The following is a 17795-nucleotide window of genomic DNA, read 5'->3' on the forward strand; positions in this document are numbered from 1 at the left end:
TCTTCTTCAGACGGGCACGCCGTCCTGAAGGCTTTTTCAGACGGGCATGCCGTCCAGCGCGTGCTGGCACGGGTCGTCGGGCAGCTCGGGCAGGGCCGGGACCACGTCCAGCAGCACCTTCCGCAGCCGCTCGGTGTTGGCCGCGAACACCGCGAACACCTCGTCCATCGTCACCCCGTGCTCACCCTCGACCCCCGCGTCGAGGTCGGTGACCAGCGCGATCGACGTGTAGCACAGCGCCAGCTCCCGGGCCAGGACGGCCTCCGGGTGGCCGGTCATGTTCACGACAGCGCCGCCCATGGCCGTGTACCACCGCGACTCCGCCCGGGTCGAGAACCGTGGCCCTTCGACGACCACCATCGTGCCGTCGTGCGTGTCGATCCCGTGCTCCGCCGCGACCTTCTTCACGGCTGCGCGCCCGTTGGTGCAGTACGGGTCGGCGAAGTTCACGTGCACGGCGCCCGTGTCGTAGAACGTCTGCACCCGCCCCGAGGTCCGGTCGATCAGCTGATCCGGCACCACGAACGTGCCCGGCCCCAGCTCAGGCCGCAGCCCGCCGACCGCACACGGGGCCAGGACCTGCCGCACCCCGATCTCCCGCAGCACCCACAGGTTCGCCCGGTAGGGGATCCGGTGCGGCGGAAACCGGTGATCCTTGCCGTGCCGCGGCAGGAACGCCGTGCGCCGCCCGCCGACCGTCGCCACCGTGACCGGATCCGACGGCGCGCCGAACGGCGTGTCGAGCACATGTTCTTCGGCGTCGTCGAGCAGCGCATACAGCCCTGAACCGCCGATGACGGCGACGTCCGCGAGTGAGGTCACGCAACAGACCCTAACCGCGGGCGGCGGGTCAGGCTAATGTGCGAGACATGACGCTCGCACCCCGGCTCGTCCTCAACCGCGCGGCCCGTCATGTCTGCTGGTGGAGCTGATGTCTTCATACGGAGATCTCGGTGGGATGGAACAGTTCCGTCCGTCAGACTCGTCCGGCGAATCCGGCTCGTCCGGATCCTCGGGTGGCGGTTCGTCCGGTTCTCCGGGTGGTGCTGACTCGGCCGGCGGGATGTTCGGAGCGCCGACCGGCAGGGGATCACCCCGGCGGGGGAGCTCCAGCAGCGGGCGGGGCACGTCGAAACAGCGTCGAGGGAGGGCGATGGAGTCGTTGACCGGCCGGCTGCTGGTGGCGACGCCCGCGCTCCGCGACCCCAACTTCGAACGCACCGTCGTCCTGGTCGTCGCCCACGAGGAAGGCGGCGCCCTCGGCGTCGTCCTCAACCGTGCCACCGAGGTCCAGGTCGCCGACGTCCTCGGCAGCTGGGGCGCCCTGGCCGGCGAGCCACCCGTCGTCTTCGAGGGCGGCCCCGTGCAGCCCGAGGCCGCGATCTGCCTCGCCCGCACCCGCCCCGGCGTCGAGGACCTGGCCGGCTTCAACCGCGTCTCGGGCGCCGTCGGCACCGTCGACCTCTCCGGCGACCCCGACCTCCTCGTCGCCGGCGTCGTCGGCGTCCGCGTCTTCGCCGGCTACGCGGGCTGGTCCCCGGGCCAGCTCGAGCGCGAGATCGAGAGCGGCTCCTGGTTCGTCTTCGACGCCCTCCCGAGCGACGCCTTCGCCCCCCGCCCGGACGACCTCTGGCACATGGTCCTGCGCCGCCAGGGCGGCCTCATGGCCGCCGTCGCCCACTACCCGGCCGACCCGACGCAGAACTAGATACCCGGTGTGAGACCCCCTCCAAGGTTGTGTACTATTCCGTGAGTGCCCGCAAGACAGGGGCACGAAGATGGGGACGTGGCGCAGCTGGTAGCGCACCACACTGGCAGTGTGGGGGTCAGGGGTTCGAGTCCCCTCGTCTCCACTCCATCAATCGGCGCTTCCTGCTCATCGGCGGGGGCGCCGATTCGCGTTGGTGATGTCGTCATTCCCCGCGCACCGGCTCCGCCGGTGCTCCCCATTGGGGGAGCTTCGCTCCACCCACGCCCCCTCAAGACCGTCTCGGGGTGCTCGGGTCGGGTCTGGTGCTCCTGTTGCGTTGCGGCGTCGGTACGGAGTGAGCCGGCGCCCGGCACCGTAGTCGGCGTGCTCTGCCGGTTGTCGTCAGTAGCGGTAGCGGCAGGAGATGACCGTTACCTCGTTCGGGGCGACGGCATAGACCAGGCGGTGTTCGTCGTCGATGCGACGCGAGCGCAGGCCGGCAAGGTTGTTGCGCAGCAGCTCGGGCCTGCCGATAGCGGGCCGTCCGGGTCGCGTTTGATGTCGGCGATCAACGTGTTGACGCGTCTGAGTGTCCTGCGGTCCTGTGTTCGCCAGTAGAGATAGTCATCCCGAGCGGCGTCGGTGAAACTGAGCTTCACGCGTCGAGTCGGGCTCGGGTGCTCTTCTTGCGTTTTCGGGTGTTGTACCGGTTGTGGGCCGCCGGTCTGGCTGACGATGAACGGGAGAGTGCCACCTGACAGGGGGCACTCGCGAACTCGTAAGGCGGTGGGTCAGGCGCCGGTCAGGGCGAGGTCGGCGCCGGTGCGGATGCCGGGGCCGGCGATGGTGGTCAGGTGGCCGTCGGCGTCGGCGTGGACGACGCGGGTGCTGGCGTGGTAGCGGATGTTCAGGTTCTCCGCGAAGTGCCGGCCGTTGAGCAGGCCGCCGGCGGCCATGACGGTGGCGATGTCCAGGGCCCAGTACCGGTGGCCCTGGTGTCCGTCGCGGTAGTGGACGGCCACCTCGCCGGACAGGTAGGCGTCGTAGACGACGCGGACGCCCAGGTTCATGCTCAGCGCGACCAGTTCGTCGCCCTCGTCGCCCGGGGGAAGGTCGACGCTCGCGGACTCGACGGTGCCGGTGCCCCAGTCGTGGGTGTAGTCGAGGCCGGCGCCGCCGGCGGGGAACGTGATCGCGTAGCGGACCGGCGTCGTCGGGCTGACGCCGGCGACGGGGGACCACAGGTGGCTGGCGGTGCAGGTCAGGCGGGTGCCGGTGCCGGTCAGCGGCACGCTGACCGGTGTGGAGCCGACGCCGGTGACCGAGGCGCTCTGCACGACCAGGGTCGTGGTGACCGGCGCCCAGTCGTGCGAGCGGTGCAGGAACCCGTCGAGCTGTGCCAGGTCAGGCGGCTCGCCGAGGCACGCCGTGACGGCTTCGGTGAGCGCCTCGCCGGACAGGCCGAAGAGCTCCGTCTCCGCCTCGGTGACCGGATGGTGGTCGGACCCGGTCGCGTTGACGCTGGACGAGGCGTAGCAGAGCCCCGCGATGATCGACAGCTCGATGCCCATGACCGGCCCCCTGGGTTGTAACGCCGCTGTTACGAAGCGTCCCACCCGTGCCGGAGGCCGAGGTCACGAATGCTGAAACCGCACCGAAGAGGAGCGCAGCGAGGCCTGGGGCGGCGCGGAGCGGACCTGCAGCGTCGCGCTGAACGCCTCGTCGTCGAGGCTGCGCTTGGACGACTCCGCGAGGTCCGCGGCCGCGGCGGCCTCCCGTTCGAGGGCCGAGGCCTGCTGGTACGCGCGGAACAGCCGGTCCCGGATGATCCGGCGCATCCGCAGCTGCTGCGCGAACGGGTGCTCCGTCGGGTCCCAGCCGTTGCGGTGCATGAGGGCGTCGGCGAGGTGCGCGGCGGACAGCTCGCCCCGCTGGTGCGCCGCGTTGACCATGCGCACCATGTGCTGCCGCCGGGTGGCCGGGTCGTCCTCGGTGAGCGGGAACGCCTGCGCCCGCTCCAGCCGCCGGACGGCCTTCTCGCTCTCCTCGTACGCCCGCCACGCCGCCTCCTGCGTGCGCTGCGCGGCCTCCCACTCCTCGCGCCGGCGCGCGGCCATCACCGAGGTCCGGGACGCCGCGACGGCCAGCTCGTCGCTGTACCGCTGCAGCTCGCGCACCTCGGCGCTCTTCTGCTCCAGGGCGAGCTGCCGCTCCCGGGCGGCCTCAGGATCCCGGATGGCCTTGCGCAGCCGGGCCCACCAGGACGGCCCGGAGCGCCCGGCCCTGGCCTCCTGGCGCTTGGACAGCAGGGTCAGGATGGCGAACGTGATGACGACGGCGGCGAGCAGCGCGGCCCAGATCGCGAGGGCCTCGCGCATCCCGTGGGCGAGGTTCTGCAGAGCGGCGTCCATGAATGCACCTCGAGGGGGGATCGAGCGGCGAGAGGGGACTGCGTCTCAAGCCCAGGTGCGGGGCGGTGCTCGACCGGCGACAGCCCTCACGGTGACCCCGTCAAGAGCAACTGCAAAGGCGGCATTTGTACCGGTAGCCGGCGCGACGCCCGGCGGAAATTCGGGGGTCGAACTGATGGTTGCGGGCAGCGCCACGGACGATGAGCGCACGGCCGCCCCCGAGGCGACCTGGACGAGCCCCGCAACGGGCGGCGCCACCCGATCCACGGCGGGCGCGGGCAGCGCGGGCGTGAACCCCGCGCCCAGGATCACCGCGCAGAGGGCCACCGCCAGTCGTCGCACGCCACGCCGCAGGCGGCTGGTAGGCGCAACGACGTACATGACTCAAACATGCCCTGCGGGGATGAAGCTCGCAACATGGGAGCGCGCTCCGTGACCTGTCACACCTGAAGGGCCGACATCTCGGACATGTGTGCGAGTGCCGCCGGTCGGGACGGTAGCCTGTCCGCCGTGGATCTGACCGTCATCCTCGGGCCGATGAAGAGTGGCAAGTCCCTCGAGCTGGTGAGCCTGCTGTCGCCGCTGCAGTTCACCGACGTGCGGCACCGGGTGTTCCAGAGCGCGCGGCACGTCCGTGACGCCGGGGTCGTGTCGCGCAGCGGGGCCGCCCTGGCGACCGTGAAGGCGAGCTCGCTCGCCTCGGCGCTGGACGGGGACGTGGACGTGGTCGGCATCGACGAGGTGCACATGTTCGCCATGTCGGACATGGCGGTCGTCCGGACGCTGCTGGAGCGCGGCACGAGGGTCGTCGCCGCCGGGATCGACCTGGATCACCGGGGTGAGCTGTTCGCGCCGGTGCGGGCGCTGCTGGAGCTGGGGCCCGCGTCGGTGACCTACCGGCGCGCCGTGTGCGACGTGTGCCGCGGCTTCAGCGCCGTCTACACGCAGGTCCTCGAGCGCGGCGAGCCGATGCTGCGCGAGCTGGCCCCGTCGACCGCGCTGCCCGACGACGGCACGTACACCTACGAGGCCCGCTGCAGGACCTGCGTCGTCCTGCCGGCGACGGCCGCCAGGACCCTGCCCCGCCAGCAGGAGACCGCGGGCGCCACCGCGTAGCCCGCCGGCCGCCGGGGCCCCGGGAAGAAGCGAGAAGCACGCCAGGCCGCGCCGACGGCCAGAAGCACTCCAGCCAGAGCCGCGCCCGGAGGCACGCCAGGCCGCGCCGGTGGCCAGAAGCACTCCAGGCAGAGTCGCGTCCGGGAGGCGCGTCAGGCCGCGGCGGAGGCCAGGGCGAAGGACGGCTGCGCGACCGGGCGGCCGAAGTGGTAGCCCTGCGCGAAGCGGTAGCCGAGCCGGTAGAGCTCCTGCGCCTGCTCCGCCGTCTCGACGCCCTCGGCGATCGCGTCGAGGTTGAGCCCGTTGCTGACGTTGATGAGCGCGGTCGCGATCACCGAGTGCCGGCCCGCCATCGTGATGTCGTCGACGAAGGACTTGTCGACCTTGAGGATGTCGACCGGGCAGGTCTGCAGCAGGCCCAGCGACGAGTGCCCGGTGCCGAAGTCGTCGAGGGCGATCCGCACGCCCAGCCCGTGGACGGCGTCCAAGGCCTCGATCGCGCGCCCGCCACCGAAGACGGCCGTCTCCGTGACCTCGATCGCCAGCCGGTCCGCGGGGAAGCCGGTCGCTGCCAGTACTGCCGCGACCACCTCCGGGAAGTCGGGCTCGGCGAGCTGCCGGGCGGAGACGTTGACCGACACCTTGCCGGGCGCGGCGTCGCCGAGGGTGGCCATCCACGCCGCCCCCTGCGAGCACGCCTCGAGCAGGATCCAGGCGCCGAGCTCGACGATCTGGCCGTTGCGCTCGGCGACGGGGATGAAGTCGGCGGGGCTCATGAAGCCGAGCGTCGGATGGTGCCAGCGGATGAGCGCCTCCACGCCGACGATCTGCCCGTGCGGCAGGGCCACGATCGGCTGGTACACCAGCTGGAACTGCCCCTGGTCGAGCGCTTCGCGCAGCTGCGCGCCGAGCTGCGCGTGCGCCGAGGCCCGCTGGTCGAGCTCGGGTCTGAAGCGCTGCTGGCGGGTTTTGTCCTCCTTCGCCGCGTACATCGCGACGTCGGCGCGGCGCAGCAGCTCGAAGGGGTCGCGGGTGCCGGTGCCGTCGGCGACGCCGATGCTGGCCTGCACGAGCAGGTGCTGGTCGCCGGCGAACACCGGCTCCTGCAGCGCGGTGGCGAGCTCGGTGACCATCGCGTCGGCGGCCACGGCGCCGGTGTCGGGCATGAGGACCGCGAACTCGTCGCCGCCGAGGCGGGCCACCACGTCGCCGGGGCGCAGGACCGCGCCGAGCCGCTTGCCGACGGCCACGAGCAGCTGGTCGCCGATGGCGTGGCCGAGGCCGTCGTTGATCCGCTTGAAGTCGTCGAGGTCGATGAACGCGACCTGCGGCACGGTGCCCGCGTCGAGCTCGTCGCGGATCAGCTCCTCCAGGAACCGCCGGTTGGGCAGCCCGGTCAGGTCGTCGCGCATGACCAGGTCGCTGAGCTGGTCGGCCTGGTCCTGCACCTTGCCGACGAGGCCGGCGATGCGCACCAGCACCAGCAGGAACACCACGACCGCGACCGTGCCGATGGCGAGCCAGTCGATCCGCCCGTCACCCACCGCGCCCTGCACCAGCAGCAGCGCGGGTGCGATGAGCGAGCTGACGGCGAGCACGGTGAGCCGGCGGTTGGACAGGGCGGTCTCGGCGGCGTCGGCCGGCTCGTCCATGACCCGCATCGACGGGTGCAGCGCGGCGGCGCCGAGGCAGACGTACGACAGCAGCCAGCCGACCACGAGGACCCCGCCGGCCAGGATGTCGTAGGTCGACACCAGCGAGTAGGCGACGTCGGTGCAGAACATCAGCGTCATGCTGGCCGCCAGCAGCCAGAAGCTCGCCGTCTTCGCGGCGCGGCCGGCGAGCATCCTGGCCAGCAGCACGAGCAGCAGCACGTCGAAGGCCGGGTACGCGAGGGAGATCAGCCGCTGCAGGAGCGAGACGCCGGCGAGCTCGGCGACCGGCCGCATCACGAACACCCAGAAGAGCAGGCCGGTGCCGGCGGCGGCGATGCACGCGTCGATCAGCCCGGCGATGTCGCGGCCGTGCCGGCGCAGCAGCAGCCACAGGCCGGCGGCGAGCGGCGGGTACGCGCCGAGGTAGAACACGTCGGCGAGCGACGGGAACGGGTTGCGGTGCAGCACGTGCTGGTAGATGGCCCAGGTGACGTCGCCGAGGACCCAGGTGGCGAGGCCGCCGGCGAACCAGAACCACAGCGCCCGCCGCGGCGGCCGGTTGCGCCGCACGCCGAGCAGCACCATGGTGACCGAGGTGAGCCCGACGGCCTCGAAGCCGAAGTTGGCGACGTAGGTGCCCTCGGGCAGCAGTGGAAAGACGACCGCAGCGAGGCCGCCGATCAGCAGCCAGGCAAGCCACAGCGGCCTGGCGCCCCGAGTCTCCACGCGGTGGTTATCGGCAGGGCCTCCGCCGCGGTTGAGACCTCTGCTAGATAATACGTATTATCCTCTTGTGCCGCGCGCCGAGGTTTCCTCAGACTCGGTCGCATGTCACCTGTTACCCGCCGCCAGGTGCTGGCCGGTGCCGCCGGATTCGCCGGAGCGCTCGCCATCCCCAGCATCGCGTCCGCCGCCGCGCCGGCCGGATTCCCCACCTACAAGTACCTCGGCCAGCCGCTCCCGGCGAACCTGGCCTACAACCCGACCGGGGAGCTCATCTTCCCCTGCATCCGCGGGATGTACGACAAGATCAGCGGCGCCCGCGGCCGCTACTACCTCTACTACGCCCCGCACGACGCGCCCGGCGGGATCTGCCTCGCCTACGGCAACTCCCTCGCCGGCCCGTTCACCGAGCACCCGGCGAACCCGATCATCAGCCGCACCTGGTCGCCGCACTACTCGGTCAGTCACGTGTCGTCGCCGCACGTCGTGTGGAACGCCTCGACCAGGCAGTTCTTCATGTACTACCACGGCGAGAACACCACGACCCGGCTCGCCATCTCCAGCGACGGGATCAACTTCACCTACTACGGCACCGTGCTGACCACCGCGATGGTGCCCGGCACCACGGAGACCACCTACGCACGGGTCTTCGAGCACCGCATCGCCGCGCTCGGCAACAAGTACGTCATGGTCTTCATGGGCCTCAAGAGCGGCCGGCGGATCTTCTGGGGCTGGTCGGCCGACGGCAAGTCGTGGCAGTTCGACCCCAACCCGCTCGTGTCGCCCGCCGCCGACGGGCAGACCGACCTGAGCGGCCCGCACCTGCTGTACCGCAACAACACCACGTACGTCGTCTACCACGGCTCGTCGGGCGACATGTTCCTCACCGAGGTCGGCAACAACTTCGACAAGGAGGTCCACCTCGGCGTCTTCCACGCCGCGCTGTCCGGCGCGCCGGACAACAACCGCTCGGCCGCGCCGTCGTTCGGCACCGACGGCGGCGTGCAGTACATGTTCTACGAGGCGGGCCAGCGCTCCGGCACGAGGATAGCGGTGGCCCGCGCCGTCTGATACAAACCGGGCATGCTTGCCTGGGGCGTCGATTTCACGACCGCGGAGTTACGGACCGGGGTCCGGCAGACCGACGGGTTCACGTGTGGACCCACCGTCGCCATGGTGGCGTCGGCGCTGCTGGACCCCCAGTACGCGGACGGCGTCTCCGACTACGGCGCCGAGCAGCACCGCATCCACGATGCCGCCAACCGGATCTGGCCCCGCAAGCTGGGGACGACCCCGTGGGGGGTCGCCGCGACGATCTCCAGGCACACCGCGGAGCTCGGCACGCGGTACGGGTGGCGGCTCTTCCGTGGCCGCAACGACCGCCTGAGCGACGTGACCGCCGCCGTCGACACCGGCTGGCCGGTCGCCATGCTGGTCGGCAAGGGCGTGCCCCGGCACTGGGTGCTCATCACCGCCCACCCGCAGGAGACGGTGCTGCGCTGCTTCGAGCCGGGCTCCGGCCAGGTCCGTGAGGTGACGCTGGAGGAGATCCAGCAGCACAGGATCCCGCGGCTGGGTTTCCCGCGGGCGTACGCGCTGGTCCTGCCTACCGGCTGACCTGTTGGCCGAGTCTGGTCCGCACCTTCTCCTTGGTGCGCTCCGGCAGCTCGTCCGCGGCGAGCAGCCCGGGCAGCAGCGCGGGCTCGGCGGTCAGCGCCCGGAACGCCAGCCCGATCGTCACGTCGTGCGCGGGGGAGTGCACGACCTCGATCGGGTCGCCGGCGCGGATCGAGCCGGGCCGCAGCACGCGCAGGTACGCGCCGGGCTCGGCCCGGTCGGTGAAGCGCTTGATCCAGCCCTTCTCACCGAGCCAGGCGGCGAACGTGCGGCACGGGATGCGCGGCGACGCCACCTCCAGCAGCACCTCGCCGCCGATCCGCCAGCGCTCGCCGATCCGCGCGCCGGTGACGTCCAGGCCGGACGTCGTCAGGTTCTCCCCGAACACCCCGCCGGTCAGCTCCCGGCCGAGCTCCTCCGCCCAACGGTCGAGGTCCTCCCGCGCGTACGCGTAGACCGCCTTGTCCGGTCCGCCGTGCACGCGGACGTCACACACCACGTCACCGGCGATCCCGGTCGGCGCGGTGCCTTCCGGGCCGGGCACCAGCACGAGGACCGGACCCTCGACGGGGCGTTTGTCGATGCCGGTCATCGGCTCGGTCGAGTGCTCGGTCGGGATCGGGCTGCCGGCGTTGACGGAGATCAGGTAGGCCACGGTCAGACGCTAGCGCCCGCCTGCACGGATCGTTTCGACAGTCCCATGAAGTAGCCGTCGATCACGGTGGCGGCCGGCGCGTCGGGCCGGTCGGCGGCGCCGAGCGTCACGAACAGCGGCGTGTAGTGCTCGACCGTCGGGTGGGCGAACGGCATGCCGGGCGCGAGGCTCGCATACCTGGTCAGCGTGTCGACGTCGCCCTTGGCGAGGGCCTCGGCGGCCCAGGCGTCGAAGTCGGCGGACCAGCCGGGCGTCCCGGCGGTGCCGAGCCAGTGCTCGCGGCGCAGGAACGGCAGGCCGTGCGTCATGAAGCCGGACCCGACGATCAGCACGCCCTCCTCGCGCAGCGGCCGCAGCCGCCGGCCGAGCTCCAGGAGCCGGTCCGGGTCGTGGGTCGGCAGGCTGAGCTGCAGCACGGGGACGTCGCCCAGCGGGTACATCACCATCAGCGGCACCCAGGCGCCGTGGTCGAGGCCGCGGCTGCGGTGCTCGTGGACCGGCTCCGAGTCGGGCATCGCGGCGGCGACCCGCCGGGCGAGGTCGGACGCGTCGGGGGTCGCGTATCGCAGCTGGTAGAAGTGCGGCGCGAACCCGCCGAAGTCGTAGACCAGCGGCGTGCCCGCGGCGGTGCCGGACACGCTGAGCGGGGCGGACTCCCAGTGGGCGCTGACGATGAGGACGGCCTTCGGCTTGGGCATGCCGGCGGCCCAGTCGAACAGCTCCCGCATCCAGGGGCCGTCCTCCAGCAGCGGCGGGGCGCCGTGGCTCAGGTAGATGCTGGGCAGCGCGCCGTCGTCGGGCGTCCAGGCACGCTGGTCCCGGCTGGCCGGGATCGCGGTGGCAAGATGCCGGTCCAGCTCGGGAAGCGTACTCATGCGTTCAATCTAGCAAGTGGTTGAGCGCTCAACAAGATGTACGTCAGGGTGTGGTGGCGGTCTCCGCGGCTCTCAGTAGGGCTTCGGCGACTGCTGGGGTTTCCTCGGCGCCGTACACGAGCAGCAGCTGCCGCTCGGGGCCGCCGCGGCCGTCCGTGGCGGTGGCGTGCTCCACCACGACGCGGGCGGTGGTCAGCTGGTCGCCGTCGGCGATGTCCATCTCGGCGATGCCGATGTCGACCTGCCGGACGAAGAGTTCCTCCATGGCATGAAGCGTGCCGCCGCCGGCACGGGCCGGGCGTCGCCTGCGGGAGGTGAGTCTGCGAGGGCCGTCCGGCAGGCTTCGACCAGGCGCGCGGCCCGCCGCTCGCCGGCTCCGATCAGGCGCATGGCCTGCTGCTGGGGAGCTTCGCCCGGGCGTCTGGCTTGCTGCTCGGGGGCTTCGCCCGGGCGCGGCACACTGCTCGGCGGCTTCGATGGGGCGGGCGGCCCGCTGCTTGGTGGCTTCGCTCGGGCGGGCGGCCCGTTGTGCGGCGGCCTCGATCAGGTGCGTGGCCCGCAGTGTGGTGGCTTCGATCGGGTCCGGCCCCCGTCGGCGCGACGAACACGATCCGGCAGGCCGGGCGGCCGCCGCTCGCTCACTGGTGCGCTCGGGTCGCTCAGTGGTGCGCTCGGGCGAGGGTGGTGACCAGGATGGCGGCCTCGTGCAGGTGGGACTGCTCGGCGGCGGTCACGCCCGGGTCGGCGCCGCGGCGGCGGACCGCGGCCTCCAGCTGCGACAGCGGGTTGTCCTTCGTGCACGACAGGAACACGTCGAGGAACACCTCGGCCCGCTCGGCGAACTCGTGCCCCGGCTCGATCGCCACCTGGGCGAGGATCAGGGCGCTCATCGCCACGTCGAGCTCCGGCGGGCCCTCGGTGCTGTTGCGCCAGTCGATGACGACCGGCCCGCCCTCGGTCATCACCACGTTCTCCGGGTGGAGGTCGAGGTGCAGGATCCGGGTGCCGGGGTCCTTCGCGGTCCGCACGCGCACCTTGTGGAGCCGGTCGAGCAGGTCGGCGAGCACCGTGCCGCCGTCGCGGAGGTCGAGGGAGCCGTCGGCGAGCGCCTGCAGCATCGTCGGGCCGTCGAGCCGCTCCAGGATCAGGTCGGCGCCGGTCGCCTCGTACACGCGAGGAACCGGAAAGCCGTGATCCTTGACGTATCGCATGACGGCAGCCTCGGCGGTCACGTCGCCGCCCAGCCGGTAGCGCCGAAGCACCCGCCGCTCATCGATGGCGTAGACGTCCGCGTCGCGACCGCTCGCCAGGAGTGCCGTCATGCACCCACCCTACTGGTTGCTCCTTACATCATGGTTTCCGTGCTCGTTCACAACCAGCCGTTCTCCTCGGCGAGCCGCACGGCTTCGGCGCGCGTGCGGGCGCCGGTCTTGCCGATCGCCGCCGACAGATGGTTGCGCACGGTGCCCTCCGACAGTCCGAGCTGCCCGGCGACGTCCGCGGCCGTGCCGCCCTCGCGGGCCGCCCGGAGCACGTCGGCCTCGCGCGGGGTCAGCGGGCTGTCGCCGCTGGCGAGGGTCTCCGCCGCCAGCGCCGGGTCCACCACCCGCAGCCCCGAGGCGATGCGCCGCACGGCGTCGGCGAGCTGCCTGGCCGGCGTGTCCTTGACGACGAACCCGGACGCCCCGGCGGCCATCGCCCGCCGCAGGTACCCCGGCCGCCCGAACGTCGTCACCATCAGCACCTTGCAGCCGGGCATCGCCTTGCGCAGCGCGGCGGCCGCCGCGATCCCGTCGATGCCCGGCATCTCCACGTCGAGCAGCGCCACGTCGGGCCGGTGCTCCCTGGCCGCGGCGACCACCTCGTCCCCGCGCCCGACCTCCGCCACGACGCAGAGGTCGGGCTCGAGGTCGAGCAGCGCGGCGAGGGCACCGCGGACGAGCGCCTGGTCGTCGGCGATCAGCAGCCGTATCGGCGTCGGACTCACGGCAGGGATGCTGCCAGATCACGGGGCGGGACGGCGTCCAGCGGGGCTCGGCCACCTTCACCGCCGGATCGAGTGATCCGAATCACAGCCTCGGTCCCGCGCCCGGGTGGGTCAGCCGGCGAGGCGGGTGATGGTGAGGACGGCGGCCTGGGTCACCTTCGCGGCGAAGTCCAGGTCGAGGCGGTCCAGGGTGTCGGTGGCCGCGTGGTAGTCGGCATTGCGGTATTCGGCCGTGTCGGTGACCAGCAGCGAGCGGCGGCCCGAGTTCCAGTACGGCACATGGTCGCTGCGCAGCACGACCTCCATCGCCTCGGTGGGCATGACCAGGGGGAACGTCGGCAGGTGCGGCGCGGCGGCGGAGGCGAACGCGTCGGCGAGGCCGGCCGAGGCAGGGTTGGCGATGAGGGCGATGAAGTCGCCGACCGACGGCGGGTCGAGCAGGAACGACGGCGAGGACTGGGTCGGGGACGTGCGGCCGATCATCTCGAAGACGATCGACTCGGTGCCGGGGGTGATCTGGCGCACGTGGGCGGTGCTGCCCTGGAAGCCGTCCTCCTCGCCGCCGAAGAGGCAGAAGCGGATCGTGCGCGCCGGCAGGTCGAGGTCGCGCAGGGCGCGGGCGGCCTCCAGGACCCCGGCGACGCCGCTGGCGTTGTCATCGGCGCCGGGGGTGGTGTCGACGGTGTCCCAGTGCGCGACGAGCTCGACGGCGTCGTCGGAGGTGCCGCCCTCGATCTCGGCGACGAGGTTCACGTCGTGCAGCTCGCTGCCGTACCGCTCGACCCGTACGACGAGGCCGAGCCCGGTCAGCTCGTCGGTGATGTACCGCAGCGCGGCGGGCACCCCGGGCAGGTCGCCGCAGCGTGGCCCGTGGGCGACGAGCGCGGCGACGTGGCCGCGGAGACGGTCGGCGGAGATCATGTGCATCAGGATATGGAACAGCCCCCGAGGTTCCTGCGCTGGCTGCGCGCGGGCCGGCTGGACTGACACCGGAAAGCCTCGGGGGCTGGGAAACTGTCTCGTATTCGCCGTGCCGCCATCCGGGCGGACGCACGGAATGCGAGTCCAGAGGACGGCGGCTAGCGGACAGTCACCTCACGAGTCCCATTGCTACACAACGTTGGACCACCTCCTTTCCCGTGTACGACCAACCTAGCCACGCCCGCCGAGCGGCTGCAACGGTTTTTCGGGAGCAAGCTGGGTGCCTTCGGCCTCGAGCCGCTTGATCAGGCGCCGGACGATGAGCAGGGGCACGATGCCGAACACGCCGAACGAGATGTCGATCACGGTCCACCAGCCGGGGATGCCGCGGACCGGGCCCGCGAACAGGGCGAGGGGGACCACCCCGACGCAGGCGATCATGCCGAACTCGATGACCCAGATGTTGCGCACCGGGTCGCGCAGCGGGCCCCAGAAGGCGACCGCGATCACCAGGTGCGCGAAGGCCAGCCAGTCCGTGCCGTACATGATGAACGGATAGCGGTCGTTGGTCTCGGTGATGCCCTGATCCACCCGCTGGATCCAGGCGACGAGGGCGTCGGGCGCGGCGTCGAACCGGTCGAGCACCGACCGCAGCCAGTGCACCTCGTGCTCGAGGGGGAAGGCGGTCACCCCGCTGGCGATCAGGCCGATCAGGAACAGCACGAGCCAGATGCGGATCTTCCGCCGGGTGGTCATGGGCGCAGCGTAGGTCGCTCCTCCGGGCCGGGGGAGCCCTCGTCACGAGATCTGCACAACACGGCCACGCCGGCTCCCGACGGGGTGGGAGCCGACGCACCCGGAGGGGGCTCAGTCCCGCCGCGGCCCGGAGGGGGCTCAGTACCCGCCGTTGCCGCTGTCCCCGGTGACGGCCTGGGCCTTCTTCCCCTCGGGCGTGAAGGCGAACCACACGCCGCCCACGCCCTGGCCCTTGGTCTCGCCGACCTTCGTGTCACCGGCGAACCGGTACGCGGGCCAGCTGTTGATGGTGAGCTGCAGCGCGCCGTCGGCGCGGGTGACCTTGCCGATCAGCTTCTGGTCGACGCCCTCGATCTTCATGTTCTCGACGTACGGCACGTACGGCCACTTGGCCAGGCAGTCCGCCTCGCAGTTGGACTTCGGCGGCTTCGGGGTGTCCTTCTCGAAGCGGTACAGCGTCCAGCCCTTCCAGTCGGTCACCACCCTGCCGAGCGTGGCGTCGTCGCGGACCTTGACACCGGCCACGTTGGCGGCGGCGGACGGCGCGGCGGTGGCACCGGCGGCCGCCGGCGTCCCGTTGCCGGTCTCCGCGGCGGCGGGAGCCCCGTTGCCGGCCCGGGCGCCGGTCGTGGCCTGGTCCTGCTTGGTCAGGTCGATCGAGTCGCAGGCGGTGAGCGACAGGGCGGCCGCGGCGGCCACCGCGAGGGTGAGGATCATCTTGCGCATGTCGGGTCTCCTTGTTCGCAGCGTTGCCCAGTGACACGGGGGCGGCGCGCGGCGGGTTCGGAGTCCAGCGGTCGGCTGCCTGACAGCTAGGCTTCGGACGTGAGCGGTAAGTGAAGCGGCTTCTGGTCGCTCGCCGGGTGGAGGTGATGGCGTGAGCGAACCGATCGACCCGGATGTGCTCGACTTCGCGCACCAGATGTTCGACCTGGCCCGTGCGGGTGCGGCGGACGAGCTCGCGGCGAACGTCGACGCCGGACTGCCGGTGAACCTGACCAACGACAAGGGCGACACGCTGCTGATGCTGGCCGCGTACCACAACCACCCGCCGACGGTCGCGGCCCTGCTGGCCCGCGGCGCCGACACCGGCCGGGCCAACGACCGCGGGCAGACCGCGCTCGCCGCCGCCGTGTTCCGCCGGTCCGAGGAGTCCGTGCGGGCGCTGCTGGACGCCGGCGCCGACCCGGCCGCGGGCGGGCCGTCGGCGCTGGAGACGGCCCGGTTCTTCGACCTGCCCGAGATGCTGACGCTGCTGGAGCGTGACCGATGAGAGACGTCCAGATCCGTGGCGACATGATCCGGCTGGGGCAGTTCCTGAAGCTCGCCGACGTGCTGGAGACCGGCGGCGAGGGCAAGGACCTCATCGCCTACGGCGAGGTCACCGTCAACGGCGAGGTCGACACCCGGCGCGGCCGCCAGCTGCACCGCGGCGACGTCGTGCACACCCTCGGCGAGTCGTACCGGGTCGCCTAGCGCCCGAAGAGCGTGTTGGCGAAGGCGACCGAGCGGGCGGCGAAGTGGCCCTGGCCGCCGTCGTGGCCGTCCCACTCGTACAGCTCCAGCTCCTTGGGGCCGGTGAGCGCGTTGTACGCCGCGAACACCGTCGACGGCGGGCACGTCAGGTCCATGAGCGCCGCCGACACGAGGGCCGGTGCGATGATCCGCGCGGCGAAGTGCACGCCGTCCACGTAGTCGACGGTGGCCAGGGCCTGCGCGGCGCGGGCGGGGTTGAGCCGGCAGAACGCGGCGAACTCCGCGTACGGCGCCCGGTCGGTGATCGTCACGGCGCGGCGGATGTCACACAGGAAGGGCACGCCGGCGATGACGCCCGCCACGTCGCTCAGGCCGGCCGCGGCGAGCGCCAGCCCGCCGCCCTGGCTGATCCCGGTGACCAGCACGTCGGACGCGAAGGGCAGCGCCCTGGCGGTGTCGACGGCCCGGACCGCGTCCGTGATCAGGCGCCGGTAGTAGTACGTCTGGGGGTCGAGGACGCCGCGGGTGAGGAACCCGGGCGCCTGCGGGCCGGACCCGTCCGGGTCGGGGGTGTCGCCGGCCCGCCAGCCGCCGCCCTGCCCGCGGGTGTCCATCACCAGGTGCGCGTAGCCGGCGGCGGACCAGAGCAGCCAGTCGTGGGGGAAGCCCCGCCCCCCGCCGTACCCGACGAACTCCACGACGACCGGAAGGGGCCCGGTCGCCCCGGCGGGACGGCTCAGCCAGGCCTTGACCGGCTGGCCGCCGAAGCCCGTGAACGTCACATCGGTGGTGTCGACCGCCCGCAGGCCGGTGTCGGCCGGTGTGAGCACCGCGGGGGCGGCCAGCCGGCGCGCCTCGTCGAGGGTCGCCGCCCAGAACGCGTCGAGGTCGGCGGGTTCGGGGGTCGCTGTGCGGTACTGCCGCAGCTCGGCGAGGGGAAGGTCGAAGAGCGCCATCCCGGGACCCTATTACCAGGAACTTCCCAGCGCGATTACGGGTGCGACTCAGGTCCGGCCCGCATATTTGTTCATGTGACCGGCGCCGGACAAAACCGGAAGCCTCCCTGGATGGTCCACCCGGCGCACGGTCACGCCAAACGTTGCACATCATGTTGCCGCGGCTGGGGTGGTCAGCGGGGGGCAACGGTGATGCGATCGAGGTCGGGGCACCATCTGCCGGTGGTGTTCCCGGCCTCGATCGTGTTCTGGCCCGATTCGAGCCGGACGGTCAGCGTGACGGTCGCGACCCGGTCCCAGCCGCCGCTGGCGGGGAACCGGACCTGCTGCCAGTTGCCGCGGCCGGTGCGCAGCCAGCAGGAGCGGTCCTCGGTCGACAGGTAGGCGACGGTGACGCCGGCCTCGCCGGCCCGTTCGGCGGTGACCCCGGTGAACGTGAGCACCCGGTTGTTGCCCACGCCGGTGACCGCCCGCCCGCCGGACGCCGACGACACCTCACGCACCGTCATCTGGCTGGGCCTGAAGTTCGCGGCGGCCTCCGCTTCGACCGTTTTCGCTCCTGTACCGCTCGGGCTCGGGCTCGGGCTCGGGCTCGGGCTCGCGCTCGGTGCCGGTGTCTGAGGGGAAGCGGACGGGGTCGCCGAGGTGCTCGGCGACGCGGACGGTGTCGCGCTGTGGCTCGCCCTGGTGCTGGGGGACGCGGCGGCGGCCGTCGTCTGCGCGGCGGCGCTGTCCGGCTCGACGGGCACGACCGGACCCGGCGGTGGCTCGAACGTCGCCAGTGCCTCCGGCGGGTCGCCGCCGGCCATGACCCGCAGCAGCAGCGCGACGAGCGCGAGCACCACGAGCACCGCCGCGAACACGAACCGTGGCTGACCGCCGATGCCCGCCCGGCGCCGTCCCGTGTACGCCGGCGGCCCCAGCTCGATCATGCCCGGCACGCTATCGGTTCGGGGT

Annotated in this window: 20 protein-coding genes, 1 tRNA gene and 1 pseudogene; 7 read left to right on the plus strand and 15 right to left on the minus strand. The window is 72.1% G+C overall.

All coding sequences use genetic code 11. From position 1 onward, the window contains the following. Nucleotides 1-36 precede the first annotated feature (36 nt). Entirely contained in the window at nucleotides 37-822 is a 786-nt protein-coding gene (locus ACFY3L_RS46110) for an S-methyl-5'-thioadenosine phosphorylase (protein ID WP_389339784.1), read from the minus strand. 331 nt (nucleotides 823-1153) lie between these two features. On the opposite strand from ACFY3L_RS46110, the gene ACFY3L_RS46115 reads away from it, so the two are divergent. Both ACFY3L_RS46115 and ACFY3L_RS46120 read left to right on the plus strand, forming a co-directional pair. Beyond that, nucleotides 1154-1708: a YqgE/AlgH family protein gene (locus ACFY3L_RS46115; RefSeq protein WP_389339786.1), complete on the plus strand. Its 555-nt coding sequence runs from the start codon at nucleotides 1154-1156 to the stop codon at nucleotides 1706-1708. 72 nt (nucleotides 1709-1780) lie between these two features. After that, nucleotides 1781-1853, plus strand: a tRNA-Ala gene (locus tag ACFY3L_RS46120). A gap of 239 nt (nucleotides 1854-2092) precedes the next feature. On the opposite strand, the pseudogene ACFY3L_RS46125 reads toward ACFY3L_RS46120, so the two are convergent. The 3 genes and pseudogenes from ACFY3L_RS46125 to ACFY3L_RS46135 form a co-directional block, all read right to left on the minus strand. Beyond that, nucleotides 2093-2349 (minus strand): annotated as a pseudogene (locus tag ACFY3L_RS46125) (Txe/YoeB family addiction module toxin). A gap of 132 nt (nucleotides 2350-2481) precedes the next feature. After that, nucleotides 2482-3261 (minus strand): hypothetical protein, encoded by a 780-nt coding sequence (locus tag ACFY3L_RS46130; RefSeq protein WP_389339788.1) that lies wholly within the window; start codon nucleotides 3259-3261, stop codon nucleotides 2482-2484. A gap of 63 nt (nucleotides 3262-3324) precedes the next feature. Beyond that, the gene (locus ACFY3L_RS46135) at nucleotides 3325-4101 is read right to left on the minus strand and encodes a hypothetical protein (RefSeq protein ID WP_389339789.1); all 777 of its coding nucleotides are present in this window, start codon (nucleotides 4099-4101) and stop codon (nucleotides 3325-3327) included. Nucleotides 4102-4611: 510 nt separating this feature from the next. Here ACFY3L_RS46135 and ACFY3L_RS46140 point away from each other — a divergent pair. Beyond that, complete coding sequence (locus ACFY3L_RS46140; protein ID WP_389339791.1) at nucleotides 4612-5217, plus strand: thymidine kinase; 606 nt, start codon at nucleotides 4612-4614, stop codon at nucleotides 5215-5217. Nucleotides 5218-5369: 152 nt separating this feature from the next. Here ACFY3L_RS46140 and ACFY3L_RS46145 read toward each other — a convergent pair whose 3' ends face one another. Beyond that, nucleotides 5370-7598 carry a putative bifunctional diguanylate cyclase/phosphodiesterase gene (locus ACFY3L_RS46145; RefSeq protein WP_389339793.1) on the minus strand — a complete coding sequence of 743 codons (2229 nt, stop codon included), beginning with the start codon at nucleotides 7596-7598 and terminating at the stop codon, nucleotides 5370-5372. A 102-nt stretch (nucleotides 7599-7700) separates the two neighbouring features. Between ACFY3L_RS46145 and ACFY3L_RS46150 the strand changes: the two genes are divergently transcribed. Both ACFY3L_RS46150 and ACFY3L_RS46155 read left to right on the plus strand, forming a co-directional pair. Next, nucleotides 7701-8666 (plus strand): hypothetical protein, encoded by a 966-nt coding sequence (locus ACFY3L_RS46150; RefSeq protein WP_389339795.1) that lies wholly within the window; start codon nucleotides 7701-7703, stop codon nucleotides 8664-8666. 12 nt (nucleotides 8667-8678) lie between these two features. After that, nucleotides 8679-9212: a hypothetical protein gene (locus ACFY3L_RS46155; protein WP_389339797.1), complete on the plus strand. Its 534-nt coding sequence runs from the start codon at nucleotides 8679-8681 to the stop codon at nucleotides 9210-9212. Here ACFY3L_RS46155 and ACFY3L_RS46160 read toward each other — a convergent pair. The 8 genes from ACFY3L_RS46160 to ACFY3L_RS46195 all read right to left on the minus strand — a co-directional run bounded on the left by ACFY3L_RS46160 (nucleotide 9202) and on the right by ACFY3L_RS46195 (nucleotide 15132). Continuing rightward, nucleotides 9202-9804, minus strand: coding sequence for an MOSC domain-containing protein (locus ACFY3L_RS46160; protein WP_389339953.1), 603 nt, complete (start codon nucleotides 9802-9804; stop codon nucleotides 9202-9204). The two genes, ACFY3L_RS46155 and ACFY3L_RS46160, sit on opposite strands and share 11 nt — an antisense overlap. Nucleotides 9805-9869: 65 nt before the next feature. Beyond that, entirely contained in the window at nucleotides 9870-10742 is an 873-nt protein-coding gene (locus ACFY3L_RS46165) for a dioxygenase (protein WP_389339799.1), read from the minus strand. Nucleotides 10743-10785: 43 nt separating this feature from the next. Beyond that, nucleotides 10786-11007 carry a hypothetical protein gene (locus ACFY3L_RS46170; RefSeq protein WP_389339801.1) on the minus strand — a complete coding sequence of 74 codons (222 nt, stop codon included), beginning with the start codon at nucleotides 11005-11007 and terminating at the stop codon, nucleotides 10786-10788. Between the two features lie 394 nt (nucleotides 11008-11401). Continuing rightward, entirely contained in the window at nucleotides 11402-12064 is a 663-nt protein-coding gene (locus ACFY3L_RS46175) for a phosphotransferase (protein ID WP_389339803.1), read from the minus strand. A 47-nt stretch (nucleotides 12065-12111) separates the two neighbouring features. Then, a complete protein-coding gene (locus ACFY3L_RS46180) occupies nucleotides 12112-12729 on the minus strand; it encodes a response regulator (protein WP_389339805.1) in 618 nt (205 codons plus the stop codon). A gap of 111 nt (nucleotides 12730-12840) precedes the next feature. Next, entirely contained in the window at nucleotides 12841-13650 is an 810-nt protein-coding gene (locus ACFY3L_RS46185; RefSeq protein ID WP_389339807.1) for a M20/M25/M40 family metallo-hydrolase, read from the minus strand. A 231-nt stretch (nucleotides 13651-13881) separates the two neighbouring features. After that, a complete protein-coding gene (locus tag ACFY3L_RS46190; protein ID WP_389339809.1) occupies nucleotides 13882-14406 on the minus strand; it encodes a hypothetical protein in 525 nt (174 codons plus the stop codon). Between the two features lie 138 nt (nucleotides 14407-14544). Then, the gene (locus ACFY3L_RS46195) at nucleotides 14545-15132 is read right to left on the minus strand and encodes a hypothetical protein (protein ID WP_389339811.1); all 588 of its coding nucleotides are present in this window, start codon (nucleotides 15130-15132) and stop codon (nucleotides 14545-14547) included. Between the two features lie 196 nt (nucleotides 15133-15328). Here ACFY3L_RS46195 and ACFY3L_RS46200 point away from each other — a divergent pair, with 196 nt between their 5' ends. Beyond that, entirely contained in the window at nucleotides 15329-15679 is a 351-nt protein-coding gene (locus tag ACFY3L_RS46200) for an ankyrin repeat domain-containing protein (RefSeq protein WP_389339955.1), read from the plus strand. Next, on the plus strand, nucleotides 15676-15882 hold the full coding sequence (locus ACFY3L_RS46205; protein ID WP_389339813.1) for an RNA-binding S4 domain-containing protein: 207 nt from the start codon (nucleotides 15676-15678) through the stop codon (nucleotides 15880-15882). Before ACFY3L_RS46200 ends, ACFY3L_RS46205 begins: the two co-directional genes overlap by 4 nt. On the opposite strand, the gene ACFY3L_RS46210 is transcribed toward ACFY3L_RS46205, so the two are convergent. Both ACFY3L_RS46210 and ACFY3L_RS46215 read right to left on the minus strand, forming a co-directional pair. Next, a complete protein-coding gene (locus tag ACFY3L_RS46210) occupies nucleotides 15879-16838 on the minus strand; it encodes an acetylxylan esterase (protein WP_389339815.1) in 960 nt (319 codons plus the stop codon). The two genes, ACFY3L_RS46205 and ACFY3L_RS46210, sit on opposite strands and share 4 nt — an antisense overlap. A 173-nt stretch (nucleotides 16839-17011) precedes the next feature. After that, a complete protein-coding gene (locus ACFY3L_RS46215) occupies nucleotides 17012-17770 on the minus strand; it encodes a hypothetical protein (protein ID WP_389339817.1) in 759 nt (252 codons plus the stop codon). Nucleotides 17771-17795 lie beyond the last annotated feature (25 nt).

The sequence above is a fragment of the Dactylosporangium sp. NPDC000521 genome, assembly GCF_042898305.1.
GTDB lineage: Bacteria > Actinomycetota > Actinomycetes > Mycobacteriales > Micromonosporaceae > Dactylosporangium.

Coding starts and splice junctions, on each gene's coding strand:
- ACFY3L_RS46115 (WP_389339786.1), top strand. CDS start 1,154: ATGGAGTCGTTGACCGGCCGGCTGCTGGTGGCGACGCCCGCGCTCCGC.
- ACFY3L_RS46130 (WP_389339788.1), bottom strand. CDS start 3,261: ATGGGCATCGAGCTGTCGATCATCGCGGGGCTCTGCTACGCCTCGTCC.
- ACFY3L_RS46135 (WP_389339789.1), bottom strand. CDS start 4,101: ATGGACGCCGCTCTGCAGAACCTCGCCCACGGGATGCGCGAGGCCCTC.
- ACFY3L_RS46150 (WP_389339795.1), top strand. CDS start 7,701: ATGTCACCTGTTACCCGCCGCCAGGTGCTGGCCGGTGCCGCCGGATTC.
- ACFY3L_RS46155 (WP_389339797.1), top strand. CDS start 8,679: ATGCTTGCCTGGGGCGTCGATTTCACGACCGCGGAGTTACGGACCGGG.
- ACFY3L_RS46160 (WP_389339953.1), bottom strand. CDS start 9,804: ATGACCGGCATCGACAAACGCCCCGTCGAGGGTCCGGTCCTCGTGCTG.
- ACFY3L_RS46165 (WP_389339799.1), bottom strand. CDS start 10,742: ATGAGTACGCTTCCCGAGCTGGACCGGCATCTTGCCACCGCGATCCCG.
- ACFY3L_RS46170 (WP_389339801.1), bottom strand. CDS start 11,007: ATGGAGGAACTCTTCGTCCGGCAGGTCGACATCGGCATCGCCGAGATG.
- ACFY3L_RS46175 (WP_389339803.1), bottom strand. CDS start 12,064: ATGACGGCACTCCTGGCGAGCGGTCGCGACGCGGACGTCTACGCCATC.
- ACFY3L_RS46185 (WP_389339807.1), bottom strand. CDS start 13,650: ATGATCTCCGCCGACCGTCTCCGCGGCCACGTCGCCGCGCTCGTCGCC.
- ACFY3L_RS46190 (WP_389339809.1), bottom strand. CDS start 14,406: ATGACCACCCGGCGGAAGATCCGCATCTGGCTCGTGCTGTTCCTGATC.
- ACFY3L_RS46195 (WP_389339811.1), bottom strand. CDS start 15,132: ATGCGCAAGATGATCCTCACCCTCGCGGTGGCCGCCGCGGCCGCCCTG.
- ACFY3L_RS46200 (WP_389339955.1), top strand. CDS start 15,329: ATGTTCGACCTGGCCCGTGCGGGTGCGGCGGACGAGCTCGCGGCGAAC.
- ACFY3L_RS46205 (WP_389339813.1), top strand. CDS start 15,676: ATGAGAGACGTCCAGATCCGTGGCGACATGATCCGGCTGGGGCAGTTC.
- ACFY3L_RS46210 (WP_389339815.1), bottom strand. CDS start 16,838: ATGGCGCTCTTCGACCTTCCCCTCGCCGAGCTGCGGCAGTACCGCACA.
- ACFY3L_RS46215 (WP_389339817.1), bottom strand. CDS start 17,770: ATGATCGAGCTGGGGCCGCCGGCGTACACGGGACGGCGCCGGGCGGGC.